Origin of the sequence: Micromonospora sp. NPDC049204 (assembly GCF_040647935.1) — a bacterium.
GTDB lineage: Bacteria > Actinomycetota > Actinomycetes > Mycobacteriales > Micromonosporaceae > Micromonospora.
Map to the genome: position 1 here is coordinate 23643 of NZ_JBEZDC010000009.1, position 26952 is coordinate 50594.

Below are 26952 nucleotides of genomic sequence, written 5' to 3' on the forward strand. Positions count from 1 at the left end.
GCGGCGGTAATCGCGGCGGGTCAGCCGCGCCGCTGCAGGAGGGAGACGGTCAGCCCGGTCACGTGGGTCATCCGGGCCAGTTGGTAGCGCTTGCCGAGCAGGTCGGCCCGCTCCCTCGACAGTCCGTTGAACGGTGCGTCGGTGACCGTCGGCGACACCAACCAGAGCCGTGGCTCGTCACGCAGACAGCCCGCCGGTTCGGCGCAGTCCGTGCCGTACAGCTCGTTGCGCTGGGCCGCCGTCCGTTGCCGGAACACGTTGCGCGGGGAGATGTCCTCCGGGAGGTAGTACCGCACCCCGGGTTCGGTCATCCACCACCAGACACCGCCCACGACGAGGCCGTCCCCGGGCTCGTAGCCGGCCTCGATGACCTTGGCCGCCTGGGAGTAGGACAGGGGGTCGAAGGCGCGTGTCCGCGGGTAGGTGTACCAGCCGTGCGAGTACTCGCCGCGCAGCGCGAGCTGACCGGGCATGGACAGCGCGGCGACGACCACGAGCCCCGCCGCCATCAGCGGGGTCCAGCGCAGCGCGGTGATGCCGGCGCCGGCCAGCACCGCCCAGGCCGGCAGCAGGAACAGCAGATACTTGGAGAAGAAGTAGTTGATCTCGCCGGTCGAGGCCAGCAGGATCACCGGCACCGGCAGCACGGCCACAAGCGTCACGCTCACCGCCCGATGCAGGGCGTCGCCGCGCAGGTGGGTCAGCAGACCCACCGTGGCCAGCGCGGTCACCGCGGCGGCGAGCAGCGTCGAGCCGTACGCCTGCTCCCAGACCGTCCAGGGTGAGAGGTCCGGGATCCAGCTGATCTGCCGGCCCGCCTGTGTCATGCCCCGCAGGATCGCCGGCGCGGCGATCGCCACCCCGGCGACGGCGGCGAGGGGGAACCAGACCAGCGGCCACCGGTGGCGCTGCCGCCAGGTGTGGATCAGCACGACCGTGCCGTGCCCGAGCAGGAGGGTCAGCGCCACCACGTTGACCAGGCCGATGCCGGCCACCGCGAGCGCGTACGCCACCCAGCGCTGCCACCGGGGCCGCTCCAGCGCGCGGAGCAGGAACAGGGTGGCCGCCGCCGAGGCCAGGACGACGAAGGCGTACGAACGGGTCTCCTGCCCGAACCGGGTGACCGTGGGCACCAGGGCGAAGACGAAGCCGGCCGCGACACCGGTCGCGTGATCGAAGAGCCGGCGCCCCACCAACGCCACACAGGCGGTGGCCAGGGTCATGGCCAGCGCCGACGGCAGACGTACCGCGACGGGACTCGTGCCGAACAGCGTCGTCCAGGCGTGCATGAACAGGTAGTAGGCCCCGTGCACGGCGTCGACGTTCGCCAGCATGGCCCGGATCTGTCCGGTGGAGCGCGTCGCCACGTCGATGGTGACCAACTCGTCGTGCCACATCTCCGGGCTGCCGATCCGCCACCCGACGACGAGCGCGGCGAACGCGGTCGGCCAGAACCAGACGCTGAGTGCCAGCCGGCGGGCGAGGGGGACCGGCTGGCGGTCCGGCTCGGCGGGCCGGGGCGGATTCTTCCCGTCGGTCTGCGCGGGCTGCGCGTCCATGGCGACGGCGCGGTTCGACATCGGCGTCCGATCGGGGGCGGGTTACGGGGCGCGACGATGATAGCGCCCGCGAAGTCGGGCGTCGGGCGGTGACTCGGTGCGCTCGGGGTGGGCGCGCCGCCCGGTTCGGCGCTGGCCGATCGTGGGGGTGGGCCTGATAATGTGGCCGCGCCCGTCGCGCATTTCCACCACGCACAGTGAGGCCTACCGACCCAATGATTGTCGACATTATGCTGCCGTACTACGGAAGCGTGCCCCTCATGCAGGCGGCGGTGCGCAGCGTGATGGCGCAGAGTGACCCTGGTTGGCGCCTCACCGTGGTCGACGACGGCACCGAGCCGGGTGTGCCCGAGTGGTTCGCGGGCATCGACGACGAGCGGGTCCGTTACCAGCGCAACGAGCACAATCTCGGGATCACCGCCAACTACCGCAAGTGCGTCGGCCTCGCCGAGCACGAGTACCTGGTGATGATGGGCACGGACGACATCATGCACCCCAACTACGTGGCCACCGTGCGATCGGTGACCGAGCAGTACCCGGGCGTCGGCATGATCCAGCCGGGGGTCGAGATCATCGACGCCAACGGCACGGTGGTCAACACCATCGTCGACGAGGCGAAGCGGCGGATCTACGCCCCGCGGATCGACTCCCGCGAGCTGATGGGCGGCGAGGACCTGGCAGCCAGCCTGCTACGGGGCTGCTGGTTCTACTTTCCGTCGATGTGCTGGCGCACGGACGCGATCAAGGCCGTCGGCTTCCGCGAGGAGTTCCAGGTCATCCAGGACCTGGCCCTGGTGATCGACCTGATCCAGCGTGGTGAGCAGATGGCGATCGACAACACCCTCTGCTTCCAGTACCGGCGGCACGCGGTCAGCAAGTCCGCCGCCGACGCGGTCAACGGCTCCCGGTTCACCGAGGCGCGGGCGTTCTTCCTCGACGTCGCCCGGCGGATGGACGAGCAGGGCTGGCCGCGGGCGGCTCGGGCGGCCCGCAGCTACACCTCGTCCCGACTGCACGCCATCACCCTGCTGCCGACGGCGGTCCTCTCCGGCAAGATGTCCGGCGTACGCAGTCTGTCCCGGCACGCGTTCGGGCCGGGCCGATGACCGACGAGAGCCAGAGGAGCGCCATGACCGTCCGACCACGACGTCCGGCGGAGCACGCCGAACCGCCCGTCCGGGTGGTGGTGCTCGGCGGCACCGGATTCCTCGGCCGCCCGATCTGCCGCGCCCTGGCCGACCAGGGGCACACCGTGGTCGCCGTGGCGCGTACCCCGAAGACGATCGGCCCGGGTGTCCAGGTCCGCGCACTGGACCTGGCCGCCGCCGACGTCGACGAGATCACCGCGGTGCTGCGTGACCTCGCCCCGGACGTGGTGATCAACGCGGCGGGTGGGATGTGGGGCCTGAGCGAGGCGCAGATGCTCGCGGTGAACGTCACCCTGGTCGAGCGGCTCCTGGCGGCCGCGGGCCGACTGCCGGGGCGGGTTCGGGTGCTCCAGATGGGCAGCGTGCACGAGTACGGGCTGGTCCCGGTCGACACGTCGATGCCCGAGCGGCTGACCCCCGCGCCCGTGATGCCGTACGGCGAGTTCAAGGTGCGCTGCACCGAGGCGGTCACCGCGGCGGACCGGCAGGGCCTGATCGAGGGCGTCACGCTGCGGGTCGGCAACGTCATCGGCCCCGGCCAGCCCGGCCACAGCCTGCTCGGGGTGGTCGCGGGCCGGCTCCGCGACGCCCAGCGGGCCGGTGAGCGAGCCCGGTTGGAGCTGGCTCCGCTCGGCTCCCGGCGTGACTTCATCGGTCTCGGTGACGTGGTCGCCGCCGTGCAGTTGGCCGCGACCCGTCCCGACGCGGCCGGTCGTGTGATCAACATTGGTCGGGGTGTGGCGGCCAGCGCGCGTGATATGGTCCGGCTCCTCATCGAGGTCAGTGAGGTGCCGACCGACCTCGTCGAGGCCGAGCAGACCGGTCCCGCCGAGACCAGTTGGCAGCGGCTGGACATCGGGTTGGCCGCCGAGGTGCTCGGCTGGTCGCCGAGCGACGACCTGCACACCGAGATGAAGCAGCTGTGGGAGCACGCCGGCGCCGATGTGCCCGCCTGATGCCGAGAGGTTCCTGAGCGCATGACCACCCCCGCTCTCATCCGGTCCCGGGGCACCCTCGCCGACCTGCTCTCCGGCCGGAGCAACGGCATCGGGCTGATCCGGCTCTGCCTCGCCGTCGGCGTCGTGTTGTCACACTCCAAGCCGCTCGGCTTCGGCGCCAACGACCTGGGCTACTACCTGACCGGTCGGCAGACGAACGTCGGCACCATGGCCGTGTACGGCTTCTTCGTGCTGTCCGGCCTGCTGATCACCCGCAGCGCCCGGCGTACCGGCATCTTCCGTTACGCCTGGCACCGGGCCCTGCGGATCTTCCCCGGTCTCTGGGTCTGCCTGCTGGTCAGCGCGCTGGTGATCGCCCCGCTCGTCGCGTTGCGCGAGCACGGCACCATCGCCGGGTTCTTCGACAACCCCTGGGACCGGGGCGGCCCGCTGGCCTACCTGCAGGCCAACTGGTGGACCGGCGTCCGTCAGTACGGCGTCCGGGACCTGTTCACGGACACCACCCCGTGGGGCGAGAAGGTCAACTACAGCGTCTTCAACGGCGCGCTGTGGTCGCTGAAGTACGAGATGTTCTGCTACGTCATGGTGGGCGTGCTGGCGGTGACGGCGGTGCTGCGGAACGCCCGGCGGTTCGTGCTGTTCCTGACCGTCGCGCTCTACCTGAGCATCCTGCAGGACTGGGTCAGCTCCGGACGGATCAGCGGCCCGGTGTCGACGGCGAGCTGGAGCTTCGTGTCGCCGCTGGTCGGCACCATGACCTTCCACTACATCGTCTACCTGGGCTTCCTCTTCGCCGCCGGGGCGACCCTGGACCTCTACCGCGAGCGGGTGCCGATCAACGACGCGCTGGGCATCGGTTCGGCGGTGGCGCTCGGATTGTCCCTGCTCTTCGGTGGCTTCTTCGTCATCGGGCTGCCCGCGTTCGCGTACCTGCTGGTCTGGCTGTCGGTGCGGATGCCCCGCCAACTGCACTGGGTGGGCCGCAAGAACGACTACTCGTACGGCATCTACATCTACGGGTTCGTCCTCCAACAGGTGATGACGAGCCTCGGCTGGAGCCGCTGGGGTTACGTGCCGTTCGCGGCGATGTCGGTGGCGGTCGCGTTCGCCGCCGCGTTCCTGTCCTGGAAGTTGGTCGAGCGTCCCGCGCTGCGGTTGAAGGACTGGACGCCGGGCTTCGTGGCCCGCCGGTCGTCGCAGCGGGTGCCGGTCGAGCAGCAGACCGCGGTGGCCGAGGAGCCGCCGGCGCAGGTCGGCGGCCCGACCCAGGAGTTGCCACAGCAACCCGCCACACTGGTTCCCGGCCGCTAACCCGCCGGCCCGCCCCCGAGCCGTACGCTCGGGGGCGTGGCCACGGTGGCGGAGGAGATTCAGGTGGGGGAGCGGCTGGTCCGCGTCTCCAGCCCCGACAAGCCGTACTTCCCGGAGCGTGGGCTGACCAAGCTGGACGTGGTCCGCTACTTCCTGTCGGTGGGTGAGGGGATCCTGCGCGCCCTGCGGGACCGGCCGACGATGCTGGAGCGCTGGCCGCGTGGCGTCTTCGAGGGCGCGACGATCGCCACCCGGCAGACCAACCGGGGCGACGCGTTCTACCAGAAGCGGCTGCCGGCGGGCGCGCCCGACTGGGTGCGTACCGCGCACATCACCTTCCCCAGTGGCCGGACCGCCGACGAGGTCGCGCCCAGCGAGTTGGCCGTGGTGATCTGGGCGGCCAACCTGGGCACCCTGCGGTTTCACCCCTGGCCGGTCACCGCCGCCGACGTGGAGCGACCCGACCAGCTGCGCATCGACCTCGACCCGATGCCCGGCGTCGGTTTCGACCAGGTGGTGCCGGTGGCCCGCGAGGTCAACGCGTTCCTCGCCGAGCTGGGGATGACCGGCTACCCGAAGACCACCGGCGGGCGGGGCCTGCACGTCTACCTGTCGATCGAGCCGCGGTGGAGCTTCGGTGAGTGTCGCCGGGCGGTGCTCGCCCTGGGCCGGGAGATGCAGCGCCGGCTCCCGGAGCTGGTCACCACCACCTGGTGGCGCGACCAACGCGACCGGCCGGTCTTCATCGACTACAACCAGATGGCCCGCGACCACACGGTGACGTCGGCGTACTCGATCCGGCCGACCCCGCAGGCGCTGGTGTCGGCGCCGCTGGAGTGGGCGGAGCTGGACGACGCCCGTCCGGAGGACTTCGACGTGCTCAGCATGCCGGCCCGCTTCGCCGAGCGCGGCGACCCGCACGCCGGGCTGGACGGCGACCGGCACTCGTTGGAGCCGCTGTTGGCGTTGGCCGACCGGGACGGGCTGGAGGCCCCACCCGAACGGTGAGGTCCGCCAGCCCGGCGGGTCACAGCTCGGCGAGCACGGGTTTGAGCGCGGCGCCCACCTGGGGTGCGAGCGTGGTCGAGTACGTGGCGCTCAGGTGGTGCGCGTCGCGCCAGACGAGCACCCCTCCGATGACGGGGGCGCACCGGTCCGCGGGGCAGATCCAGTCGTTCAGGTCGATCAGGTGGGCGCCGGACAACCCGTCGGCCGCTTCTTCCTGGGCCGGACCGCCCCCGCGGCCCAGGACCTCGTCGCGGCTGTCGGCGCACTTCGTCAGGCGGTTCGGGTTCTTCGACACGCACTCGGCGACGTCCTTCAGGTGCAGCGGCGTGTCCCGCAGGACCACCACCGGCACCTTCTCCGCGATCATGCCGCTCCACGTCTTGCGCAGCTCCCGGACCAGCGCCGACCGCCACTTCGTGGCCGGCTCGCCGTGGACCGGGTACTCGGCGTGGGTCACGACCAGCAGGTCGGGGCGGCCCGCGCCGACCAATGTCTCCCGCACCTTCCTGTTCCACTCCGTGCAGGCCGAGTAGGGCCTGTCGTTCAGGGAGATCTCCGCCGTCAGGAACGGGCAGCCGCCCTTGGTGTAGGTGGCGAGGCGCCAGCCGTTGGTCTCCGCCGCCAGCCGCATGGCAGGGACCCACTGGTCGGCGTGGGAGTCGCCGGCGAGCGCGATCGTGGTCGCCGAGTTCATCTTCCCGTAGACACAGACTTCCGGCGTGGCGGACTCCAGCGACACGTGGCAACTCTTCGTCGCCTGCAACAGCGGTGCGTCCCGGGCCGCGCGCGCCGGCTCGGGGGTGATCGACGCGACCTTGTCGACGGGCACCCCGGCCCGGCTGGTGCGGGGGGATGTGCCGAGCGCGGCGGCGCCGGGCGCGGCCGGTGGCGTCGCCTGTGGGGAGCCTCCGGGCACCTGGCCCATGATGACCGACGGGGGTGTCGTACCCGTCGTTGTCGGAATGGCCAGTTGGAAGGTCAGGCCGGCGAGCGCGGCCGCGCCGGTGCAGACGGCGCCGATGCGCAGGGCGGCGGCGGGCCGGTCGGCGAGGGTGGGCGACCGGCGGACCGGGTTCTCGACGAAGTGGTACGTGAGCGCGGCGGGGACCGCCGAGGCGGCCACGACGGCGAGCGCGGGGCCGACACCGAGGTCACCGAAGTGCGCCTGCGCGGCGATCAGCACCGGCCAGTGCCACAGGTACAGCGAGTAGGAGATCCCGCCGACATAGCGCAGCGGCTGCCGGCCCAGCAGGAGAGCGGGCCCGGCGCGACCGGCGGCCGGCCCGAACGCGATCACCGTGGCCGTGCCGAGGGTGGGGCCGAGCGCGACGTAGCCGGGGAAGCCGGCCTCCGTGGTGATCAGCGCGGCCGAGGCGCCGACGGCGATCAGCCCGGCCCACGCCAGCGGGACGGCGACCAGGCGCGGTGACCGGCTCCACCAGATCGCCGTGACGGCGACGGCGCCGCCGAGGGCCAACTCCCACATCCGGGTGGTGGTGACGTAGTACGCCGAGGGGTCGGTCGGCGAGACGTACAGCGCCCAGGCGAACGAGGGGAGGGCGATCAGCGCCAACCCGAGCAGGTAGAGACCGCGGCCACCGTGGCCCCGGCGGCGGGCGAACCACCCGAGGGCGATCAGCAGCAGGGGCCACACCAGGTAGAACTGCTCCTCGACGGCGAGGGACCAGAAGTGCTGGGCGATGCTCGCGGCGTCGTTGGCGGCCACGTAGTCGGCGGACTGCGCGGCCATCCGCCAGTTCATGGCGTAGCAGGCGCTGGCGATGACGTCCCAGGCGGTGGACGACCAGCGGCCGCGAGGCAGGAAGAAGTAGGTGAGCACCAGGGTCGCGAGCAGGACGGTGGCGGCGGCCGGCAGCAGGCGCTTCGCTCGGCGGGCGTAGAAGTCGGTGAGCGACAGCCGTCCACGATGGTCGAGTTCCTCCAGCAGCAGGCCGGTGATGAGGAAGCCGGAGATCACGAAGAACACGTCGACACCGACGAAACCGCCGGGCAGGTACGGCACGCCGGCGTGACCGAGGAGCACCAGCAGCACGGCCACCGCCCGCAGGCCCTCGATGTCCCCGCGGAAGGACCGCGCACCGGGTGCCGTCGGCCTGGTCGACGTCGGCCTGGTCGGTGGCGGGGCGGCGACCCGGGCCTGCTCCCACAACTCATTCGATATAGCCACGTCGCGGATAGTAGCGGCGCTCTACGGTAATTCGCCTATTTCATCATCGTGCTAATGAATTCGTGTTATGGCCTCTATTGCCACGGGCTCTGCGTTCCGCCGAACTCCTCGAAGACGAGCCAGGACCGTGTCGACAACACCCCGGCGATGCGCTGCACCCGGTCCAACACCACATCCCGCAGGGCGGCGTTGTCCGGCGCCCGGACCAGGGCAAGCACGTCGTGCTCGCCGCTGAGCAACGCCACGTGCTCGACGTAGCGCACCCGGGCCAGCTCGGCCGACACCTCCCGCCAGGTGTTCTGCTCGATCGTCAACGCCATGTACGCCGAGGTGCCCAACCCGGCCGCCTCGGGCGCCACCTGGGCGTGGAACCCGGTGATCACCCCGTCGCGCAGCAACCGCTCCACCCGCGCGTACGCGTTGGTACGGGAGATGTGGATCCGTTCGGCCAGGGTGCGCACCGACGTGCGCCCGTCCCGGACCAGCTCGTCGAGGATCCGCCGGTCCACCTCGTCGAGGGCTCGAACCGATCGTCCCGATCCCGCCACCCGGTCCGCGTCGTCGCCGCTCTCCTGGCTCACTGTGACCCCCTCCGCGTGCCAACCGTCCCGCGTTCTGCGTGGATCTTGAGTCAATCATCCGACACGCGGAAGCATAGGCTCACCACACGTCCCAGGAGGTTCCGCCGTGACGACCACTCCCCAGGCGGTCCGCAGGGCATCCCCGCGTACGCGTCGAGCGGCCACCCCGCCCGACCCGGCGCGCCCGCTGCTGCCGAACACCGAACCCGTCCGCCTGCTCGACCCCACCGGCACGCCACTGCCCGCCCGCGGCGACTATCCGGAACCACCCGTCGAGGTGCTGCGCGAGCTGTACCGCCGGATGGTGCTCGGCCGCCGGTTCGACACCCAGGCGACCGCCCTGACCAAGCAGGGCCGGCTGGCCGTCTACCCGTCCTCGCGGGGCCAGGAGGCGTGCCAGGTCGGCGCGACGCTCGCGGTCCGCGACACCGACTGGGTCTTCCCCACCTACCGTGAGTCGATGGCGCTGGTTGCCCGGGGCATCGACCCGGTCGAGGTGCTCACCCTGCTGCGCGGCGACTGGCACTGCGGCTACGACCCGACCGAGGTGCACACCGCGCCGCAGTGCACCCCGCTTGCCACCCAGTGCGTGCACGCCGCCGGCCTCGCGCACGGTGAGGCGTACCAGGGTCGGGACACCGTGGCGCTGGCCTTCATCGGCGACGGCGCGACGAGCGAGGGCGACTTCCACGAGGGGATCAACTTCGCCGCCGTGTTCAAGGCGCCGGTGGTCTTCTTCGTGCAGAACAACCGCTACGCCATCAGCGTCCCGCTGTCGCGGCAGACCGCCGCGCCGTCGCTGGCCTACAAGGGCGTCGGCTACGGCGTACCCAGCGAGCAGGTCGACGGCAACGACCCGGTGGCCGTGCTCGCCGTGCTCACCCGCGCGGTCGCCCACGCCCGCGCCGGCAACGGGCCGTTCCTCGTCGAGGCGCACACCTACCGGATGGAACCGCACACCAACGCCGACGACGCCAGCCGCTACCGCGACGGCGCCGAGGTCGACGCCTGGCGCGACCGCGACCCGGTCGCCCGGCTGGAGACCTACCTGCGGGCCCGCGGGGTGCTCGACGACGCGGCGGTCGCCGAGGTCGCCGAGCAGGCCGAGGCGTACGCGGCGGACCTGCGGACCCGGATGAACGAGCAGCCCAACGTGGACCCGCTGAGCCTCTTCGACCACGTCTACGCCCAGCCCACCCCGCAGCTGATCGAACAGCGCGAGCAGGTCCGCGCCGAGCTGGCCGCCGCCCGCGACGAGGAGAGGGACGCCTGATGGCCACCACCATGGCGAAGGCCCTCAACGCGGCGCTCGCCGACGCCCTCGCCGCCGACGAGCGGGTCGTCGTCTTCGGTGAGGACGTCGGCGCGCTCGGTGGCGTCTTCCGGATCACCGACGGCCTCCAGGCCCGCTTCGGCGAGGACCGCTGCTTCGACACCCCGCTCGCCGAGGCCGGCATCGTCGGCTTCGCCGTCGGCCTGGCCATGTCCGGTCTGCGGCCCGTGGTCGAGATGCAGTTCGACGCGTTCGCGTACCCGGCGTTCGAGCAGATCGCCTCGCACGTGGCGAAGCTGCGCAACCGGACCCGGGGCAAGCTCAGCGTGCCCATCGTCATCCGCGTGCCGTACGCCGGTGGGATCGGCGGGGTCGAGCACCACTGCGACTCGTCCGAGGCGTACTACGCGCACACCCCGGGCCTGAAGGTGGTCACCCCGGCGACCGTCGAGGACGCGTACTCGCTGCTGCGCGAGGCGATCGACGACCCCGACCCGGTGGTCTTCATGGAGCCCAAGAAGCTCTACTTCGGCAGCGCCGACGCGGTCCTGCCGACGCGGACCGAGCCGTTCGGCCGGGCCGTCGTGCGCCGCCCCGGCCGCGACGCGACCCTGGTGGCGTACGGGCCGGCGGTGCCGGTCGCGCTGGAGGCCGCCGAGGCCGCCCGCGAGGAGGGCTGGGACCTGGAGGTGGTGGACGTCCGCACCATCGTGCCGTTCGACGACGAGACCATCGCCGCCTCGGTCCGCCGTACCGGCCGGTGCGTGGTGATCCAGGAGGCGCAGGGCTTCGCGGGGGTCGGCGCGGAGATCACCGCCCGGGTGCAGGAGCGCTGCTTCCACGCGCTGCACGCCCCGGTGCTGCGGGTCGCCGGGCTGGACATCCCGTACCCGGCGCCGATGCTGGAGCACACCCACCTGCCCGGTGTGGACCGGGTGCTCGACGCGGTGGCCCGACTCCAGTGGGACGACCAGCCGGACGCGCGTTGGGCGGCGGCATGACCACCGTCGCGCGCACGCAGGTCTTCCTCCTGCCCGACCTGGGCGAGGGGCTGAGTGAAGCCGAGATCGTCGAGTGGCGGGTCGCGGTGGGCGACGTGGTCACCGTCGACCAGAGCGTGGTCGAGGTGGAGACCGCCAAGGCGGTCGTGGACGTGCCCTGCCCGTACGCCGGCCGGGTCGTCACCCTGCACGGCGCGGCCGGTGAGGTACGCCCGGTCGGCCAACCGTTGATCACCATCGCGCCGCTGGACGGCGGTGACGAGCCCGCCGGGCACGCCACCTACCGCGAGGAGGAGCAGGCCGGCTCCGGAAACGTGCTGATCGGCTACGGCACGGGCCACGGCGGCGCCACCCGCCGCCGGCGCCGGCCCCGGCTGACGCTCGCTCCCGAACCGACCGACCCCGCGCGGACCGACCCCGCGCGGACCGACCCCGCGCGGACCGACATCGCCTCGCCCGGTGGTGCTGCCCCGACCGGTGGGATCCGCGCGGCTGCCGGCGGTGCCTCGGGTACGGGCGACGCGTCCGGCCACCCGGCGCCGGCCGCCCTGGTCATCTCGCCGATCGTGCGGCGACTGGCCCGGGAGCGCGGCGTCGACCTGAACGCGGTGCGGGGCACCGGTCCCGGTGGAGTGATCCGCCGGGCCGACGTGGAATCGGCGCTGGCCGTGCCCGCCGCCCGGCTCGCCGCCGTGCCGGACGCCCCCGTCGCGCCGGTGCCGTCCGGGGGCGACGACGTGATCATCCCGCTCACCGGTGTTCGCAAGGCCATCGCCGACAAGCTCTCCCGCAGCCGACGGGAGATCCCGGAGGTGACCATCTGGGTCGACGTGGACGCCACCGGGCTGCTGGAGACCCGGGCCGCGATCAACGCGGCGACGCCGGACGCCCCGGTGAGCATCCTGGCCCTGCTGGCCCGGATCTGCCTCAGCGGGCTGCGCCGGTTCCCGCAGCTCAACGCCCGGGTGGACACCGAGGCGCAGCGGATCGTCCAGTCCGCCGGGGTACACCTCGGCATCGCCGCGCAGACCGACCGGGGTCTGCTGGTGCCGGTGCTGCGCGACGCCCAGCGGCTCACCACCGCCGAGTTGGCCGCCGAACTGGCGGCGACCACCGCCGCCGCGCGGGCGGGTAGCCTCCCGCCGGCCCGACTGACCGGTGGCACGTTCACGCTCAACAACTACGGGGTGTTCGGCGTCGACGGCTCCACGCCGATCATCAACCACCCGGAGGCGGCGCTGCTCGGCGTCGGCCGGATCGTGGACAAGCCGTGGGTGGTCGACGGGCAACTCGCCGTCCGGAAGGTGACCCAGCTCAGCCTCACCTTCGACCACCGGGTCTGCGACGGTGGGGTGGCCGGTGGCTTCCTGCGGCACGTCGCCGACTGCGTGGAGCGCCCGGCGCTGCTGATCGCCGCCGTCTGACGGCGTACCCCCTCGGTCCCGGCGCTGCCCCCTCGGCGCCGGGACCGACGCACGCCCGGGGTTTCCCGGCGGCGTCATCGGGAAGGCGGCCCCGCCGGAGCGCACCGAACGTGTCGAAGGGAGCCGGCCTGTGGCCGTGGCGAACGAGCTGCTACTGAACTCGGTCCGGGTACGACGGCCCGCCTCGGCCGGCGCGCCGCTCTACTGCGACGCGCTGGAGTACGGGCTGACCGGCGACGGCGCGACGAACGACCAGCCGGCGCTGGCTGCCCTCGTGGACCGCCTGGGCGCCGGGTACGCGTCGGACGGGCGGGCCCGGGTCATCTACTGCCCACCGGGCATCTACTCGATCCGGGACGCGGGCACGGTGTGGCGCAGCGGTGTGTCGCTGATCGGGGCCGGCCCGGCGGCGACGCGGTTCATGCTCAGCAACGAGGGCAACCGGGCCGACCCGACCCCGTTGGCCTTCTGGACCACCGTGCAGCACGGCGCCGACCGGGACCGGCACATCGCCGACTGCACCTTCGCCGACTTCCAGATCGACGGGTCCGGGGTGGCCATGGCCGAGTACAACTACCTGGCCAAGGGCCTCGGCCTTCAGTACGTGGTGCGCGGCGTCTTCCGCAACCTCTACATCCACCACACCGCAGCCACCGGGCTGGGCTGCGACTTCCTCCAGGACTCCCTGATCGACGGGGTGGTGGTGGTCGGCTGCGGCCGACTGGACAACGGCGAGCAGATGGGCGGCGCCGGCATCGGCGTCGGCGTCGGCGGGTGGGGCACGGTGGAGCGGCTGACCATCGCCAACTGCACCACCCTGGCCAACGGCACCAACGGCATCTTCCTGGAGTTGCAGAAGGACTACTGGCCGCCGCCGCGCGGCTACCGGATCATCGGCTGTCACAGCCAGGGCAACCGGTTCGGCATCTCCGACTGGGGCGCGGACGGTCTGATCGTCTCCGCCTGCACGATGACCGGCAACCTGGAGACCGGCTTCGACGTGTCGGCGCAGGGCACCTCGTCGGTGGCCGGCCGGGGTGGGCTGCTCACCGACTGCGTCATCGACGGCAACATGCGCGACGGGGTCAGCATCGGCAACAGCCCCGGCCCGTACACCGTGCGGGGCAACCGGATCAGCGGCAACGGGCGGCACGGCTATCACGCGCACGACCTCGGACGCGGTTACCAGGGCTCGATCCGGGACGTGGTCATCGAGAGCAACGAGTTCTGGGGCAACGGCCTGGACGCGGTCCGCATCGACCACCAGATGACCGACGCGGTGCTGCTCAACAACCGGATCCGCAACAACGGGCGGCAGTGTGCCGAGGGGGCCGGCGGTACCGGCGACGCCGTCCGCTACAGCGAACGGTGTCTGGTGGACCGGTCGGCCAACTGGCCGCACGACGGGCACCGGGGCAAGGTCCTACGGGTCGGACGAGCCGTCGCCATGGTCGCCTCCAACACCGGCGACGAACTCACCCTCGCCCCGGTACGCCCCGACGGGTTCACCGCGTGGAGCGGGGACGTGCCGCCGCCCGGCATCGGATACGAACTGTCGCCCGCACCCGAGCGGCGGGCCGGGATCACGATCGACGCGCCGTTCGACTCGGCCACGGTTCGGGGCAACCGGATCTGGGACAACCACGACTACCAGACCCAGACGCACGGGCTGTGGATCACCGAGCGCGGCAGTTGCGTGGACTGCCGGGTCGAGGACAACGACCTGGCCGGCAACGCCGGCGACGGGATGCTCCTGGACACCCCGCCGGTGGGCGGGCGCTGGCGGGACAACCACGTCGACAGTGACTGGACCTGAGCGGCGACCCGTCGGTGGTCCCGGCGAGACCGGAGCTGAACGACGAGCGGCGGCGACCGGAGTGATCCGGCCGCCGCCGCTGTCATCGTGGGTTGGTCAGCCGGCCAGACCGGCCACCGGGGTCGGGTCCAGCACGACCTCGGCCGAGCCCGACTGCGCGGGCGAGCCCGCGTCGGTGTACTCCGCGACGAACACGGCGGTCAGGTTGTCCGCACCGCTGTGCCCACTGTCGAGGAAGGTGGGAATGCTTCCGGAGCAACCCGTCGAGGTGGAGAGCGGGTGCCCGTGCTCGTCGTGCCCGAGCACGTAGGTGACCTTCACCTTGGAGCAGTCCACCGGCAGGTCGTCGGTGACCTTCACCTCGTACGCGACCGTCTGCCCGAACTGGAACGGCTGCCCAGCCTCCGGGGTGACGAACTCGACCACCGGCGCGGTCGGCCCGACCACCAGCGGCAGTGATGCCGAGGCGGACCGTCCGGTGCGGTCGGTCACCTTCAGCGTCGGCGTGTACGAGCCGTTCTTCGAGAACGTCCAGGTCGCGTTCGGGTTGGTGCTGTCCACCGAACCGTCCGCGTTGAAGTCCCACGCGTAGCTGAGCGTGTCACCGTCCGGGTCGGTGGTGCCGGCGCTGGAGAACGCGACGGTCAGCGGGGCCTGCCCAACGGTCGGCGTGCCGCTGATCTTCGGGATCGGCGTCCGGTTGCCCCGGACGAAGTCGATCCGGGACAGCTGGGCGTCCGGGTTCTCGGCGAAGTAGCCGTCACCGTACTCCAGCACGTAGAGCGCGCCGTCCGGGCCGAACTCCATGTCCATCGGGTTGTCCACCACCAGCGACGGCGCCACCGGAAGGATGTCCGCGACGTCGCCATCCTCGTCGAGGCGGAACTCCTTGATGTAGTCCCGGCTCCACTCGTAGAACAGCGGCACCCCGTCGTAGTAGGCCGGCCAGCGGGTACGCGACGTGCTGGTCCCGTCGTAGTTGTACGCCGGGCCGCCCATCGGAGAGATGCCGCCGGTGCCCAGCTGCGGGAACTCGGCCGAGGGGGCTGCCGCGTACCAGACCTGCGGCTGCTCGACCGGCGGCAGCACGCGCTTGCCGGTGTTGTGCGGTGAGTCGTTGACCGGGCGCGCGCAGTTGAACTTGGCGCCGGACTGGCCGGTGGCGAAGTCGTAGTCGCGGTAGGCGATCGTCGGCGTCACGCAGTACGGCCAGCCGTAGTTCGCCGGCTTGTCGACGAGCATCCAGCGGCCGTGCCCGGCCGGTCCGCGCGCCGGGTTCGGGTTGGAGGCGTCCGGGGAGTAGTCGCCCACGTACACGTTGTCGGTACGCCTGTCGACGGAGAAGCGGAACGCGTTGCGCAGCCCCATCGCGTAGATCTCCGGGCGGGTCTGCGCCGTGCCCGGCTTGAACAGGTTGCCGGCGGGCACCGTGTAACCGCCACCGTTCTTCACCTTGATGCGCAGTAGCTTGCCGCGCAGGTCGTTGGTGTTGGCCGAGGTGCGCTGGGCGTCGAACGCCGGGTGGCGGTTGGCCCGCTCGTCGATCGGGACGTAGCCGTCGGAGGCGAACGGGTTGCTGTCGTCACCCGTCGACAGGTACAGGTTGCCCTTGCTGTCGAAGTCGATCTGGCCGCCGACGTGGCAGCAGATGCCCCGGTCGGTCGGCACGTCGATGATCTGCTGCTCGCTGGCGAGGTTGAGCTTCGTCCCCTCCAGCTTGAACCGGGACAGTCGCAGCGCGCCCTTGAAGGGCTCCCAGTCCGCCGCGGTGCCGGTCTCCGGCGCGTCGCCCTCGTTGACGCCCGGGGTGGCCGGGTCGTCCACCGGCGTGTCCATGGGCGGCGAGTAGTAGAGGTAGACCCACTTGTTCTGGGCGAAGTTCGGGTCGATGGCGACCCCCTGCAAGCCCTCCTCGTCGTGCTCGTACACCGGGATGTCGGCGGCGAGGGTGTTCAGCCCGGTGCGCGGGTCGTGGATGCGGACCTCGCCGGTGCGGGAGGTGTGCAGCACCCGCAGGTCGGGCAGGACGGCGAGGCTCATCGGCTCGCCCGGGAAGTCGTTGAGTGTCACCTTCTGGAAGCTGCTGTCCGGCGGCGGGGCCGGTGCGGCGGCCGCGGCCGCCGGCGGTACGGCGAGACCGGCCGTCACCAGCAGCAGGGCAGACACGAATGCGGTTCTGTTCATCAATTGTCCCCCGAGGTGTTTCAGTACCGGAGTGAGGCGAGAAAGTCGAAGCCGACCCGTGCGGTGTCCAGGGCGTCGGCGGGGGAGCGTGGCGCGGTGCCCGCGTCGTCGCGCTCCACGATGTACTCCTCGATGCCGGCCTCCCGCTCGTGGGCGAAGATGCGGCCGAAGTCGATGAGGCCGTCGCCGAGGTCGGCGAAGCCACCCTCGACGTCGAGGTCCTTGACGTGCACCTGGCGGATCCGGCCGCGGTTGGCCCGGATCACGTCGACCGGGTCGTGCGCCCCCCGCCAGGTCCAGTAGAGGTCGAGCTCAAAGTGGACCAGGCGCGGGTCGGTCTGCCCGGTGAGGATGTCGAAGCCGGTCGAGCCGTCGGTCAGCGGCGTGAACTCCAGCTGGTGGTTGTGGTAACCGAAGTCGAGCCCGGCGCGTTCGGCCAGCCGGCCGGCCTTGTTCAGGTCGCGCGCCAGGGCCCGGTAGACGTTGGGGTCCCGGATCGCCTGACCGTTGGCGTCCCGACCGAAGTAGGGGTGGACGATCTTCTTGCAGCCCACGACGTTGGCGTCCTCGAGGGCCTGCTCCCAGGTGGCGGCGTCGAAGGGCTGCGGGATGCCGGTGTGCCCGGAGGTGGATCGCAGCCCGGCCTCGTCGAGCGCGGCCCGGAACTGCGCGGCGGTGCGTCCGACGAATCCGGCGTGCTCCACCCGCCGGTAGCCGATCCGGCGCAACGCGTCCAGGGTGCCGGGCAGGTCGGCGGTGAGCTGATCGCGCAGGGTGTAGAGCTGGATGCTGATCCGGTCGACCGGCACCCGACGCCGAGCCTGCGCGGCGGGGGCGGCGGGGGCGGCGGTGGCCGGGCCGGCGAGCAGGCCGGCGGTGCCGACGGCGGCGGCGGAGACGGTCGCGGCGCGCAGCACTCCGCGCCGGCTGATCGGCTCGGACGTCGGTGTCGGTGGGTTGAGCTGTTGATCCATGGTGGTGGTCCCTTCCTGACGGCAGGTACGCCGTCGGCGGCGGTCGACCTGGCTGTCGCCACCCGGGCGCGCCGAACCGGCCGAAGGCGGGCTTCGGCTGGACGGTGAGGACGGCGCTCCGGTGCGGCCCGGCCCCCCGTCGGGGGCGGAACACGGCAACCCGGCAGGGGTGGCGGCAGGCTGATCGACTAATGGGCAACCCTCTATCTGGAAAGTGACCTTACCCTTGCCCCCGGACGAAGGCAAAGCTTCGTCGCGTTCGGCAGAAGTTTCGCTCCAGTCGACAAAAGTCCGGCCCCGAGGTGCGCGGACCCGATCACACCGGACCCGACCCGGCCGCGAACCGAGCGTGATCCACCCGGGACCCGAGCGGCATCGCCGCGCTTCCCGGCATGATCCACTCGCGCTCAGGCAACTCGCGGCATCGGGACGTACCGACGCGCCGGCTGCACCGACGCCGAGTCGATCACGAACGGGACGACCGCACCCGCCCGGCTCAAGCGGAGCAGAGGGCCAGAGACCTGTCGGTTGAACGCCTGATCCGCCAACTGGAACATCACCGGAAAATGCGTCGGTAAATGCGCCGCCGATTATTTCGGAATGCGACGGATATGCCTGCTGAGCAGGTGAGAATGTGGCGGAGGGAAGTCGAAACGGGGGGGACTGAACATGACGTCTAGGCGGCGATTGACGCTGTTGGCGGTAACCATCGCAGCCGCACCACTCGTCCTGGGTGGGTGCACCGCCGACCGGGATCCGGCCAATGGTTCGGCCAAGGACCACGTCGCCGGCCCGGAACTCGCCGTGACGCCGGCGGACAAGGCCCGCGACGTCCCGGTCAGCGCCGAGGTGGGCACCGTGGTCACGGGTGGACGGGTCACCGGGGTACGCCTCACCGACGACAAGGGCAAGCAGGTCGGCGCCGAGCCGCGCGAGGACGGCTCGGGTTGGGTGCCGACGGCGCCCCTGCAACCGCGGCGGACGTACACCGCCGAGGTGACCGCGACCGGGGACTCCGGTGCGACCACCACCCGCACCACGTCGTTCACCACCATGGCCAGATCGACCAAACCGCAGATCACCAGCACTCTCTATTTCTTGGGCAATCGGACGTACGGCACCGCGATGCCGGTAACCGTCGCGTTCGACCCGGCAATTCCGAAAGAGGCCAGAGCAGATGTCCAGCGGCGGTTGTTCGTGAAGACGAATCCGCCGCAGCCGGGCACCTGGTCGTGGATCGAGGACGGTAGTCAGGTCTATTACCGGGCGCCCGATTTCTGGAAGCCGGGGACCACGATCAGTGTCCGGGCCGGCCTCGAGGGCCTGCCGATCGGCAAGGACCGGGTCGGCGACGCCGAGCGGAGGGCCACCTCCAAGATCGGACGCCAGACCGCGCTGGAGATCGACAACGCCACCAAGCAGATGACGGTGCTGCGGGACGGCAAGCAGATCAAGCGGATCCCGGTCAGCCTGGGCAAGCCGAGCACGCCAAGCTCCAGCGGCAAGATGGTGATCATGGAGAAGCATGAGCGGACCACCTTCGACACCCGGGGTGAGCCGAACGGTGGCTACGTGGTCGACGTCGACGACGCCCAGCGCTACACCTGGGGTGGTGAGTTCATCCACTCCGCGCCCTGGTCGGAGGGCGACCAGGGCAACACCAACGTCTCGCATGGCTGCGCGAACGTCTCCGCCACCGCCGCCGACTGGTTGATGGGGATGACGCAGGTCGGTGACCTGATCACCGTCAAGGGCACCGAGGTGGAGTTGCAGCCGGGCAACGGCTGGACCGCGTGGAACGTGAGCTGGGACGAGTTCGTCCGGGGCAGCGCCCTGCCGGTGCCGCCCGGTCTCAAGCCCGCACCTGTCGCTCCGGCGCACCCGGGCGCGGTGGCCGGCGGTTCACCCGCCCCGGCGCCCTCGGTCAGCGGTCGCTGAGACACCGGCGCCGACACCCGGGCCGGCCCGCCGCCACGACGGGCCGGCCCGGACCTGTCAGCCCAGCGGTACGCGGGCCACCCCTGGCCCGACCAGGCTGCCCAGCCAGAGGCGCCCGCCGTGCTGGCGTACCCCGGTGATCATCCGGTACCGCCCGGCCGGGCCGTGCAGCGTCCGGCGGACCGCGCCCGCGCCGTCGACGAGCGCGACCAGCCCGTAGCGGCGCGGCTGCGGCTGCAACGCGTCGGGCAGCAACGCGGCGATCTGACGCAGTCGCGGGTGCGGCAGGAGCCGCTCGGCGATCGGCACCCGTGGGCTGGGCAACGCGATCCAGTACGTTCCGTCGCCGACGGCGGAGAGATTGTCCGGGTACGCGGGCAGGTCGGCGAGCACCCGGACGCCGCCGCCCAGGTCGACGCGGAGCAGGCGGTGGGTGCTGGTCTCCACGAGCATCAGCGCCGACTCGTCCGGGGTCAGTGCGATCCCGTTGGGGAAGTACAGCCCGTCGGCCACCACGTCGGTGCGGCCGCTGCCCGGATGATGGGCCAGCACCCGACCGTTGGGGCGATGCTCCAGCAGGTCCCGCTTCCAGTGCGAGACCGGGAACCGGTCGGAGGAGTCGGTGAAGTAGATGGTGCCGTCGCGCGCCACCGTCGCGTTGTTGGCCAGGTGCACCAGGGGTGCCGTCCCGGTCAGTTCGCGGACCGCGCCGTCGGGCGTCACCCGCAGCAACCCCCGGTACGCGTCGCAGACGACGAGAGCCTCGCCGGACGTGTCCAGCTCGATGCCGAGCGGTCGGCCACCGGTCTCGGCCAGCAGTCGGGGGCGGGTGCCGACCGGCGCGTCGACCGGCCAGCACCAGAGCCGGCCGTCCTCGTCGCCACTGATCACCCGGCCGGCGTCGTCGACGAGCACGTCCTCCGGGCCGACGGCGCCCTCGGGCAGAGGCAGCAACTCGGCCCGGTCGAGCCTCTGGTCCGTCGGAGCCCATTCCCCGGCCAACGGCGGGGGAGTGGTGGCCGGCTCACGGACGGGACGGATCAACCGGGGCGGCCGGGGACGAGGGACCAGCATCGGCCCATCCTCCACCGCCGGCGGCCGCCGACCGATGATCGACACGACCTCCACCCCGAGGGGATGGGGAGAGCCTCGGGGTAAGACCCTGGGCGTACCCGGAATCACTCCGGCAGAGGCCGAAACTGTCGGTGGGTGCGGCTAGATTTCTCGGCATGGGAGAGCGGAACGACCGGCTGGACGTGCAGGTCAGCGTGAGTGACCAGATGGTCCTCGTGCGGGTGGCCGGCGAGGTCGACATCGCCACGGTGGCCGCCTTCCGGTCCGCGCTGTGGTCGGTGCCGGCCCGTCCGGTGCTCCAGGTGGACCTGTCCGGGCTGCGGCTGCTCTCCGCCGCCGGCGTCCGCACGCTGCTCGCCGCGCACCTGCGGGTGCGGGCGTGTGGTGGCGCACTGGTCCTGGTCGACCCGAGCCCGGTCGTGGCCCGGGTGCTGCGCGCCACCGGCCTGCACCGGGTGATGCCGATCGTGGAGCCGGCCCGGGTCGTCGAGGCCGCCCGTCGCCCGACAGTCGAGCCGGAACACCTGCAACTGGCCGCCTGACCTGACCCGGAGCGGCCCCCGCGATCCGAGGAGACCGCCCCGGGGCCGTCGGCGCGCCGACGACCCCCGAGCGATCCGACCTGCGGGGCCGTCGGCACGCGCCGACGACCCCCCCGAGCGTCGGTCAGCGCACGCCGAGCAGGTCGACGACGAACACGAGCGTCTCGCCCGGCTTGATGACGCCGCCCGCGCCGCGGTCGCCGTACCCCAGGTGGGGCGGGATGGTCAGACGACGGCGGCCGCCGACGCGCATGCCGACGACGCCCTGGTCCCAGCCGGCGATGACCTGACCGCCGCCGAGCGGAAACTCGAACGCCTCGCCCCGGTTCCAGGACGAGTCGAACTCGCCGCCGGTGGAGTGCGACACGCCGACGTAGTGCACACTGGCGAGCTGGCCCGGTTCGGCCTGCGGTCCCTCACCCACGGTGATGTCCTCGATCACGAGGTCGGCCGGCGGCGCACCCTCGATCGGACCCACCTCGGGCTTGCCGGATGAGGCGCCTGCTGCCTGGTTCATGCGGGGATCTCCTGCCGTGTCGGTTGATGTGTCCGGTCACCTCGATCCTGCCGGATCACCCCCCACCGATGTGCGGCAGACCCGCCCACCCCGACCCCAGCCCCACCCCAACCATGCGTCGATCTTGCACTTTCGGTCGCCGGTATGCCCGTATTCACGCCCTTCGTCGGGGCAGTAAGTGCAAGATCGGCGGGCGGGACCGACTTCCTCGGAGCCCCGGTGGGGGCGGGGGCGCACCCTTAGGCTCGAAAGCGGTCCGCGGGTTGGGTGGGCCGTGGTCGAGGCGGAGGGCACCGGTGGCTGAGGCGACGGTCACGGTGCCGCTGTGGGCCTGGGCGGCGACCAGCGCGCTGATCGCCGCGCTGCTCGCCGTGGACGTGCTCCTGCACCGGGACAACCACGTCATCGAGCTACCCGAGGCGGTGCTCTGGAGCGCCGTCTGGATCGGCGCGGGTCTGCTGTTCGGGCTGGCCCTCTGGTGGGGCCTCGGCGGCGACCCGGCCATCGCGTACTTCTCCGGCTACCTGTTGGAGAAGGCGCTCTCGGTGGACAACGTGTTCGTCTTCGCCCTGCTCTTCGGCTACTTCCGTGTGCCACCGGGTTTTCAGCACAAGGTGCTGTTCTGGGGTGTCGTCGGGGCGCTCGTCTTCCGCCTGCTGTTCATCTTCGCCGGCGCCGAACTGTTGGACCGGCTCACCTGGGCCGGGTTCGTGCTGGGCGCCTTCCTGATCTGGACCGGCTGGCGGCTGGCCGTCCGCGGTAAACCGGACGTCGACCCGGACCGCAACGTCGTGGTCCGACTCTTCCGACGGCTGGTGCCCACCGACGCCCGCTACCACGACGACAGGTTCACCGCTCGGGTCGCCGGCCGGCGGGTCGCGACGTTGCTTCTGGTGGCGCTCGTCGCCATCGAGGCCACCGACGTGGTCTTCGCCATCGACTCGGTGGCGGCGATCCTCGCCATCACCACGAACACGTTCCTGGTGTGGACGGCGACCGCCTTCGCCGTACTGGGACTGCGCAGCCTCTACTTCTGCCTCGCCGGCCTGCTACGCCAGTTCGGCTACCTGCGGTACGGGCTCGCGCTGCTGCTCGCTTTCGCGGGGCTGAAGCTCATCCTCGCCGAGACGCCGGTGGGCAAGCTGCCGGTCTGGTCGACACTCGCGGTGGTGGTGGCGACCCTGGCGATCTCCATCGGGGCCAGCGTCGTGGCCGCGCGCCGACCCGGCGTCGACCGCTGATCCGCTGACCCGCCGGACCGCCCGCCTCAGCCGACCACTACCGGTCGAGAGCTCTCGGATTCGGAATTACTGAAGCTCCTGCTTGTCGGCAAACGGTGCGTGTTCGCTACTGGTCGAGCGGGTAGAGGGCGGCGGTAAGCGCACGGCTGCGGGTGTGGTGGCCGAGTGCGTCGGTGTTGTCGACGAACTGGTCGATGGCTCCGGTCACCGGCAGTGCTCGCAGGGCGGGGTCGGTTATGGCGCGGATCAGCGCCTTGGTGAAGCGTTCCGCGTGCAGGACGCGGAAGGGCCGGTCGTGATAGAGCCGGGCGCGCGGGTCGACTGGCGCGGTCAGGTCGAGGTCGTTGTGCTGGGCCGCGGTGGCCTCGTAGGCGGTCACGAGATGGTGCTCGCGGTCACGCCAGTTGTCGGCGGCCAGCGCGGCGGCCAGTGTGGCGGCGAGTTGGTCGGTGTCGGGCAGGCGGGTCAAGGCGGTGCCGAGCCATTTGCTGTAGGGCGGGTAGGTCTTGCCGATCAGCAGGCGCAGCCGCATGAGGTCGCGGACCAGGCGGGCGGCCACGACCGCCGAGCCGAGTTCGTCACCGACCTCGCCGCAGCGGCCGACGAATGCTTCCTCCTGGCTGATGCGCTGCCATTGACAGGCGAGCACGTAGCGCCACACGTCGTCGGGATACCAGGCCAGCGCTCGCCGCGCCGTGTGCAGGACACCGATTCCGTCGTGGTACACGGCGCCGGTGGTGGCCTCTGCCAGGGTCTGGGTCGGGGTGGCCAGCCAGTCTCGGGTTGTGATGCCGTTCAGCGGATTGAATCCGAGGTGACCGGTCAGCCAGTCGCCGAGTTCGGCGATCACGACGCCGTGCTGGGCGCGTCCGGTCGTGTGCCGCAGGTGGCGGGTGCCGTGGTCGGTGGGGACCAGGCTGGTGGGATAGCCGGCGATCGTGGCGGGCAGCCGTTCGCTGAGCAGGTTGTCGATTCCGGTGCCGTGGCGGGCAAGATTCTCGGCGGTGAGGAACAGGTGCAGCCGCGGACCCCAGTCGTGGTCGGTCGAGCGCTGTGTGTCGAACCCGAGGACCTCGGATCCGGCGCCGATCAACGCCGCGCTGTGGGTGACGTCGGGGAGGTGCCGAGACAGCAAGGGCTGGACCGCGTCGGCGTAGAGCCGCCGGGACAGCTCGACGCCGGAGATGAAGTTCACGGACACGCTCGGCATCCTCGCAGCGCGGACCGATCGTCGGCGACGGATTTCCGCTGTTTCGGGGCAAGCCCGATCGTCGGTGAGGGCCGGGTGGCCACGACGCCGGTGTAGCGGGTGCCAACTTGGATGCTCAGGCCGAACAGGTCGGCCAGGCGGCGAACATCGCCGCCGGTGGCGTGGGCCCCGTCGAGGATGCGGTCTTCGCGGATCGCGGCGATCGACAGGTCGGCCCGGTTCGGCGCCGGGCCGGCTGGGCGTCGGTCAGGGCCGGCCCGGTTCGATGTGGGCGGTCACGTCGAGGTGCGCCGGCTGGCAGTCGGTCGTCGCCGCGAACCGGCGGACGGCGGCGCGGACGTGCTCGCGGACACCCGCGGTCGTCGCGTCGGCGGTCAGGTCCACCCGGATCCACACGTCGGGGTGCGGCGGCTCGCCGGTGAGCACCACGCGGGCCCGGCGTACCCCGGGGTTGCCGGTCAGGTCGCGGACCAGCGCGTCGGTGAGGACGTCGGCGGCCAGCCGGGTCCGGCCCGGTCGTCGCCCGGGGTGGCTCAGGGTGCCGCGCAGCGTACCGGCGGGTCGTCGCACCTCCCGGGCCAGCAGGCGTTGCCCGGCCAGGGCGACCAGCGCCCCGCCGACCGCCGCCGCCAGGGTGCTCCACGGTGTGGCCATCCGCCACCGTTCCAGCAGCCCGACGCTGAGCACCACCGCCTGTGGATCGGCGCCGGGCAGGCTGCCGTGGCCGGCCGCCAGCGTCACCGCGCCGCCTCCCACCAACAGCAGCGCGACGACTGTCCACAGCAGGCGGTGTCCGGCGTTGGTCATGCCGGGCGCCGGCGGGGTTGGAGCCGGACGTCGATGTGGCCGGAGCGGGGCGCCGTGAGCCGGTGCAACTCCTGGTGCACCGCGTACTCGATCTCCGCCCGGGCGGCCGGGTCGCCTGTCGCGCGCACCCGGGGGCGCCACTGGCCGCCGCGCCGTCGGACCCGGACCCGGGCGCGGCGTACGCCCGGCACCGCGCTGGCGGCGTCGGCCAGCCGCCGCTCCACGCTGCGCCGGTGCAGGTGCCAGCCGTCGCGGTCGTCGGTGCGCAACCGCACGGGCGTCCAGGGGCGCAGTTGGGCGACCAGGATGGCCAGGCCCAGCAGTACGGCGCCGCCGGCCACCGCCTGGACGACCGGGTCGCGCCAGCGGGTGCCGCTCAGGGCGTCGAGCCAGCCCGTGGGGTCCAGTGGCGCCGGCCGGTGCAGGGCGAGGAGCAGTGCCTGGACGGCCACCAGCGTCCCGCCGACGAGCAGGGCGGTGGCCAGCAGCAGCGAGGCGATCCGGTTGACGCTGCGCATCTCAGCCGCCCTCGGCGGTCGCGGGGGCGGCGGAGACGTCGACGCCCGGGACGAGCAGGTCGTCCACGGTGACTGTCACCACCGCCACGCGGAGCCCGGTGCTGGCGGCCACCCGGTCGGCGACCACCGCCCGGACCGTCTCGGCGATGGCGGGCACGCTGTGCCCGTACCAGGTGATCAGGTGTAGGTCGAGGCCGACGGACCGGTCGTCGAGGCGGACCGCCGCCGGGCGGACGACGGACACGCCCGGCACGTGGCCGGCCGTCTGGACCGCGATCCGCGCGACCTCGGCCGCGTCGGCGGGGTGGGTGGTCATCGGCGGCGCCGCGGGTGCGGGTGGCGGTCGCCGAGGCCGGTCACCGTGAGGTCACCGTCGAGCACCCGGACCACCAGCCAGCCGAGCAGGCCCGCGAGCACGGCGAGGGCGGCCACGCCGATGCCGGCGAGTGCCCAGACCGCCACGGCGAGAAACCCGGCGAGGAAGCCGAACTGCTGTCGCGACATGCTCACCTCCGGCCGGTCCGGTACCGGCGGTGGCTGGATACACCCGTCGGGCGTCCCTGGAACGTCGGTCGTCTGTGATTCAGGTCACAGCCCGACTCGGAGTCCCATGATCGAGCACCTAGACTCGGCCCGGCTCGACCGACCGGCGGATGGATCAGGCAGATGACGAGCATCGGCAGCGACGACCGCGCTTGGCTGCGGGCGCTGCCCGCCGACGGCGGACGCGAGCCGCTGTTCGGTCGCGCCGGCCACCGGGTCCACCCGGCACTTCGGCTCAGCGATCTGGTCCAGGGTCGCCCGCCCGGGGTCACCGGCAGTCAGTGGAGTTCGGCCAGCCGTGCCAGCTTCGACCTCGTAATCTGCGCCGCCGACACCGGCCGGGCGATCGTCGCCGTGCAGATGGGGCCGGTCGCCTCCGCCGGCTCGGCGCAGCAGCGCGTCGAGCGACTCACCGACGCGGTGAGCGCGGCCGCCGGCCTGCCCGTGCTGCGGATCGGGTCGCCCACGTTGCGGGCCGGCGAGCACGGCCGGCGCCTCGTGGAGTACGTGATCGACGCACGCGCCTACGTGGCGGGCGGCGCCGGGGCGACCGTCGATGGGGACGACCCGGCCCCGGTGAGCTTCCGGGACATCCTCGGTCGGTTACCGGACGGCCGTACCGGGCCGGTCAACGACCTCGGCGCGCTGAGCCGCGCGGCGGTGGTCGACGCGTACGTGGCGGGACGGGTTGCCGACCCGATCGTGCGAGGACTGCACGTGCGGTGGGCCGACGGGACGGCACAGGGGTGGAGTTGGGTGCAGGTCCGCCCCGACGCGTGCCTCGTCGAGCGGGTCTCGGTGACCGAGCACCGCTTCTCCTGCGGCATCAACGCGGCCCAACTGGCCGAGGATCTCGCCACCGTCGCGGTGGGGGAGCGGCTGCGCACGAACGCCGGCACTGACCTGTTGCCCCGCGCCGAGTTGACCGCGCAGATTGTCGCGCTGAGCCGCCGCCGTGACGAACTGGTCGGCGGGTTCGCCTTCGACCACCTCTGCGCCGACTGACCGGCGCCCGTTCTTCCTGCTGACACCGGCTCCGGATCCGGCCCCGGCAATTTCCTGCGCGACGGTTGAACCTTCCCGGTCGCCGTCCCGTACTCCTGCGCGAATGAACAGGATCTCCCCATCCGCGTCCG

Annotated in this window: 24 protein-coding genes; 12 read left to right on the forward strand and 12 right to left on the reverse strand. The window is 72.0% G+C overall.

Features of this window, described 5'->3' with window-relative positions; translation table 11 throughout:
- Positions 1-20: 20 nt before the first annotated feature.
- Complete coding sequence (locus tag AB0A90_RS18410) at positions 21-1580, reverse strand: glycosyltransferase family 39 protein (RefSeq protein ID WP_357248881.1); 1560 nt, start codon at positions 1578-1580, stop codon at positions 21-23.
- A 194-nt stretch (positions 1581-1774) separates the two neighbouring features.
- Here AB0A90_RS18410 and AB0A90_RS18415 point away from each other — a divergent pair, with 194 nt between their 5' ends.
- The 4 genes from AB0A90_RS18415 to AB0A90_RS18430 are packed head-to-tail and all read left to right on the forward strand — an operon-like array spanning position 1775 to position 5985.
- Positions 1775-2665 (forward strand): glycosyltransferase, encoded by an 891-nt coding sequence (locus tag AB0A90_RS18415; protein WP_357248884.1) that lies wholly within the window; start codon positions 1775-1777, stop codon positions 2663-2665.
- Between the two features lie 23 nt (positions 2666-2688).
- Complete coding sequence (locus AB0A90_RS18420) at positions 2689-3663, forward strand: NAD(P)-dependent oxidoreductase (protein ID WP_357248887.1); 975 nt, start codon at positions 2689-2691, stop codon at positions 3661-3663.
- Positions 3664-3684: 21 nt separating this feature from the next.
- Positions 3685-4977 carry an acyltransferase gene (locus AB0A90_RS18425; RefSeq protein ID WP_357248890.1) on the forward strand — a complete coding sequence of 431 codons (1293 nt, stop codon included), beginning with the start codon at positions 3685-3687 and terminating at the stop codon, positions 4975-4977.
- A gap of 36 nt (positions 4978-5013) precedes the next feature.
- Positions 5014-5985 (forward strand): DNA primase small subunit domain-containing protein, encoded by a 972-nt coding sequence (locus AB0A90_RS18430; RefSeq protein WP_357248892.1) that lies wholly within the window; start codon positions 5014-5016, stop codon positions 5983-5985.
- 19 nt (positions 5986-6004) lie between these two features.
- Here the strand turns inward: AB0A90_RS18430 and AB0A90_RS18435 are convergent, their stop codons facing one another.
- Together AB0A90_RS18435 and AB0A90_RS18440 are read right to left on the reverse strand one after the other, a co-directional pair.
- Positions 6005-8173, reverse strand: coding sequence for an acyltransferase family protein (locus tag AB0A90_RS18435; protein WP_357248895.1), 2169 nt, complete (start codon positions 8171-8173; stop codon positions 6005-6007).
- 74 nt (positions 8174-8247) lie between these two features.
- The gene (locus tag AB0A90_RS18440) at positions 8248-8721 is read right to left on the reverse strand and encodes an Lrp/AsnC family transcriptional regulator (RefSeq protein ID WP_357249639.1); all 474 of its coding nucleotides are present in this window, start codon (positions 8719-8721) and stop codon (positions 8248-8250) included.
- A 106-nt stretch (positions 8722-8827) separates the two neighbouring features.
- Between AB0A90_RS18440 and pdhA the strand changes: the two genes are divergently transcribed.
- From pdhA to AB0A90_RS18460, 4 genes are all read left to right on the forward strand, one after another.
- Positions 8828-10027 carry a pyruvate dehydrogenase (acetyl-transferring) E1 component subunit alpha gene (gene pdhA, locus AB0A90_RS18445; protein ID WP_357249642.1) on the forward strand — a complete coding sequence of 400 codons (1200 nt, stop codon included), beginning with the start codon at positions 8828-8830 and terminating at the stop codon, positions 10025-10027.
- Positions 10024-11028, forward strand: a complete 1005-nt coding sequence (locus AB0A90_RS18450) for an alpha-ketoacid dehydrogenase subunit beta (protein WP_357249645.1) — start codon at positions 10024-10026, stop codon at positions 11026-11028. The genes pdhA and AB0A90_RS18450 overlap by 4 nt, the downstream gene beginning before the upstream one ends.
- The gene (locus tag AB0A90_RS18455) at positions 11013-12452 is read left to right on the forward strand and encodes a dihydrolipoamide acetyltransferase family protein (RefSeq protein ID WP_357249648.1); all 1440 of its coding nucleotides are present in this window, start codon (positions 11013-11015) and stop codon (positions 12450-12452) included. Before AB0A90_RS18450 ends, AB0A90_RS18455 begins: the two co-directional genes overlap by 16 nt.
- 136 nt (positions 12453-12588) lie before the next feature.
- Positions 12589-14268, forward strand: coding sequence for a right-handed parallel beta-helix repeat-containing protein (locus AB0A90_RS18460; protein ID WP_357249651.1), 1680 nt, complete (start codon positions 12589-12591; stop codon positions 14266-14268).
- Between the two features lie 96 nt (positions 14269-14364).
- Here the strand turns inward: AB0A90_RS18460 and AB0A90_RS18465 are convergent, their stop codons facing one another.
- The gene (locus AB0A90_RS18465; RefSeq protein ID WP_357248898.1) at positions 14365-16452 is read right to left on the reverse strand and encodes a PQQ-dependent sugar dehydrogenase; all 2088 of its coding nucleotides are present in this window, start codon (positions 16450-16452) and stop codon (positions 14365-14367) included.
- A 20-nt stretch (positions 16453-16472) separates the two neighbouring features.
- Positions 16473-17426 (reverse strand): sugar phosphate isomerase/epimerase, encoded by a 954-nt coding sequence (locus tag AB0A90_RS18470; protein WP_357248901.1) that lies wholly within the window; start codon positions 17424-17426, stop codon positions 16473-16475.
- 669 nt (positions 17427-18095) lie between these two features.
- Between AB0A90_RS18470 and AB0A90_RS18475 the strand changes: the two genes are divergently transcribed.
- The gene (locus AB0A90_RS18475) at positions 18096-19364 is read left to right on the forward strand and encodes an Ig-like domain-containing protein (RefSeq protein ID WP_357248904.1); all 1269 of its coding nucleotides are present in this window, start codon (positions 18096-18098) and stop codon (positions 19362-19364) included.
- 57 nt (positions 19365-19421) lie between these two features.
- On the opposite strand, the gene AB0A90_RS18480 is transcribed toward AB0A90_RS18475, so the two are convergent.
- Positions 19422-20438 (reverse strand): SMP-30/gluconolactonase/LRE family protein, encoded by a 1017-nt coding sequence (locus tag AB0A90_RS18480; RefSeq protein WP_357248907.1) that lies wholly within the window; start codon positions 20436-20438, stop codon positions 19422-19424.
- 155 nt (positions 20439-20593) lie between these two features.
- Here AB0A90_RS18480 and AB0A90_RS18485 point away from each other — a divergent pair, with 155 nt between their 5' ends.
- Entirely contained in the window at positions 20594-20980 is a 387-nt protein-coding gene (locus AB0A90_RS18485; RefSeq protein ID WP_357248910.1) for an STAS domain-containing protein, read from the forward strand.
- 124 nt (positions 20981-21104) lie between these two features.
- On the opposite strand, the gene AB0A90_RS18490 is transcribed toward AB0A90_RS18485, so the two are convergent.
- Positions 21105-21497, reverse strand: a complete 393-nt coding sequence (locus AB0A90_RS18490) for an FKBP-type peptidyl-prolyl cis-trans isomerase (RefSeq protein WP_357248913.1) — start codon at positions 21495-21497, stop codon at positions 21105-21107.
- Between the two features lie 317 nt (positions 21498-21814).
- On the opposite strand from AB0A90_RS18490, the gene AB0A90_RS18495 reads away from it, so the two are divergent.
- On the forward strand, positions 21815-22738 hold the full coding sequence (locus AB0A90_RS18495; protein ID WP_357249654.1) for a TerC/Alx family metal homeostasis membrane protein: 924 nt from the start codon (positions 21815-21817) through the stop codon (positions 22736-22738).
- Positions 22739-22844: 106 nt separating this feature from the next.
- Here the strand turns inward: AB0A90_RS18495 and AB0A90_RS18500 are convergent, their stop codons facing one another.
- From AB0A90_RS18500 to AB0A90_RS18520, 5 genes are all read right to left on the reverse strand, one after another.
- On the reverse strand, positions 22845-23948 hold the full coding sequence (locus tag AB0A90_RS18500) for a DUF4037 domain-containing protein (RefSeq protein ID WP_357248916.1): 1104 nt from the start codon (positions 23946-23948) through the stop codon (positions 22845-22847).
- Positions 23949-24194: 246 nt separating this feature from the next.
- The gene (locus tag AB0A90_RS18505; protein WP_357248919.1) at positions 24195-24755 is read right to left on the reverse strand and encodes a hypothetical protein; all 561 of its coding nucleotides are present in this window, start codon (positions 24753-24755) and stop codon (positions 24195-24197) included.
- Positions 24752-25273 (reverse strand): DUF6286 domain-containing protein, encoded by a 522-nt coding sequence (locus AB0A90_RS18510; protein ID WP_357248922.1) that lies wholly within the window; start codon positions 25271-25273, stop codon positions 24752-24754. The genes AB0A90_RS18505 and AB0A90_RS18510 overlap by 4 nt, the downstream gene beginning before the upstream one ends.
- 1 nt (position 25274) lies before the next feature.
- Entirely contained in the window at positions 25275-25589 is a 315-nt protein-coding gene (locus AB0A90_RS18515; RefSeq protein WP_357248925.1) for an Asp23/Gls24 family envelope stress response protein, read from the reverse strand.
- Entirely contained in the window at positions 25586-25777 is a 192-nt protein-coding gene (locus AB0A90_RS18520; protein WP_357248928.1) for a hypothetical protein, read from the reverse strand. Before AB0A90_RS18520 ends, AB0A90_RS18515 begins: the two co-directional genes overlap by 4 nt.
- Positions 25778-25939: 162 nt before the next feature.
- On the opposite strand from AB0A90_RS18520, the gene AB0A90_RS18525 reads away from it, so the two are divergent.
- Positions 25940-26821 carry a hypothetical protein gene (locus AB0A90_RS18525; RefSeq protein WP_357248931.1) on the forward strand — a complete coding sequence of 294 codons (882 nt, stop codon included), beginning with the start codon at positions 25940-25942 and terminating at the stop codon, positions 26819-26821.
- Positions 26822-26952 lie beyond the last annotated feature (131 nt).

Coding starts and splice junctions, on each gene's coding strand:
- AB0A90_RS18410 (WP_357248881.1), bottom strand. CDS start 1,580: ATGTCGAACCGCGCCGTCGCCATGGACGCGCAGCCCGCGCAGACCGAC.
- AB0A90_RS18415 (WP_357248884.1), top strand. CDS start 1,775: ATGATTGTCGACATTATGCTGCCGTACTACGGAAGCGTGCCCCTCATG.
- AB0A90_RS18420 (WP_357248887.1), top strand. CDS start 2,689: ATGACCGTCCGACCACGACGTCCGGCGGAGCACGCCGAACCGCCCGTC.
- AB0A90_RS18425 (WP_357248890.1), top strand. CDS start 3,685: ATGACCACCCCCGCTCTCATCCGGTCCCGGGGCACCCTCGCCGACCTG.
- AB0A90_RS18465 (WP_357248898.1), bottom strand. CDS start 16,452: ATGAACAGAACCGCATTCGTGTCTGCCCTGCTGCTGGTGACGGCCGGT.
- AB0A90_RS18470 (WP_357248901.1), bottom strand. CDS start 17,426: ATGGATCAACAGCTCAACCCACCGACACCGACGTCCGAGCCGATCAGC.
- AB0A90_RS18475 (WP_357248904.1), top strand. CDS start 18,096: ATGACGTCTAGGCGGCGATTGACGCTGTTGGCGGTAACCATCGCAGCC.
- AB0A90_RS18480 (WP_357248907.1), bottom strand. CDS start 20,438: ATGCTGGTCCCTCGTCCCCGGCCGCCCCGGTTGATCCGTCCCGTCCGT.
- AB0A90_RS18485 (WP_357248910.1), top strand. CDS start 20,594: ATGGGAGAGCGGAACGACCGGCTGGACGTGCAGGTCAGCGTGAGTGAC.
- AB0A90_RS18490 (WP_357248913.1), bottom strand. CDS start 21,497: ATGAACCAGGCAGCAGGCGCCTCATCCGGCAAGCCCGAGGTGGGTCCG.
- AB0A90_RS18500 (WP_357248916.1), bottom strand. CDS start 23,948: ATGCCGAGCGTGTCCGTGAACTTCATCTCCGGCGTCGAGCTGTCCCGG.
- AB0A90_RS18505 (WP_357248919.1), bottom strand. CDS start 24,755: ATGACCAACGCCGGACACCGCCTGCTGTGGACAGTCGTCGCGCTGCTG.
- AB0A90_RS18510 (WP_357248922.1), bottom strand. CDS start 25,273: ATGCGCAGCGTCAACCGGATCGCCTCGCTGCTGCTGGCCACCGCCCTG.
- AB0A90_RS18515 (WP_357248925.1), bottom strand. CDS start 25,589: ATGACCACCCACCCCGCCGACGCGGCCGAGGTCGCGCGGATCGCGGTC.
- AB0A90_RS18520 (WP_357248928.1), bottom strand. CDS start 25,777: ATGTCGCGACAGCAGTTCGGCTTCCTCGCCGGGTTTCTCGCCGTGGCG.
- AB0A90_RS18525 (WP_357248931.1), top strand. CDS start 25,940: ATGACGAGCATCGGCAGCGACGACCGCGCTTGGCTGCGGGCGCTGCCC.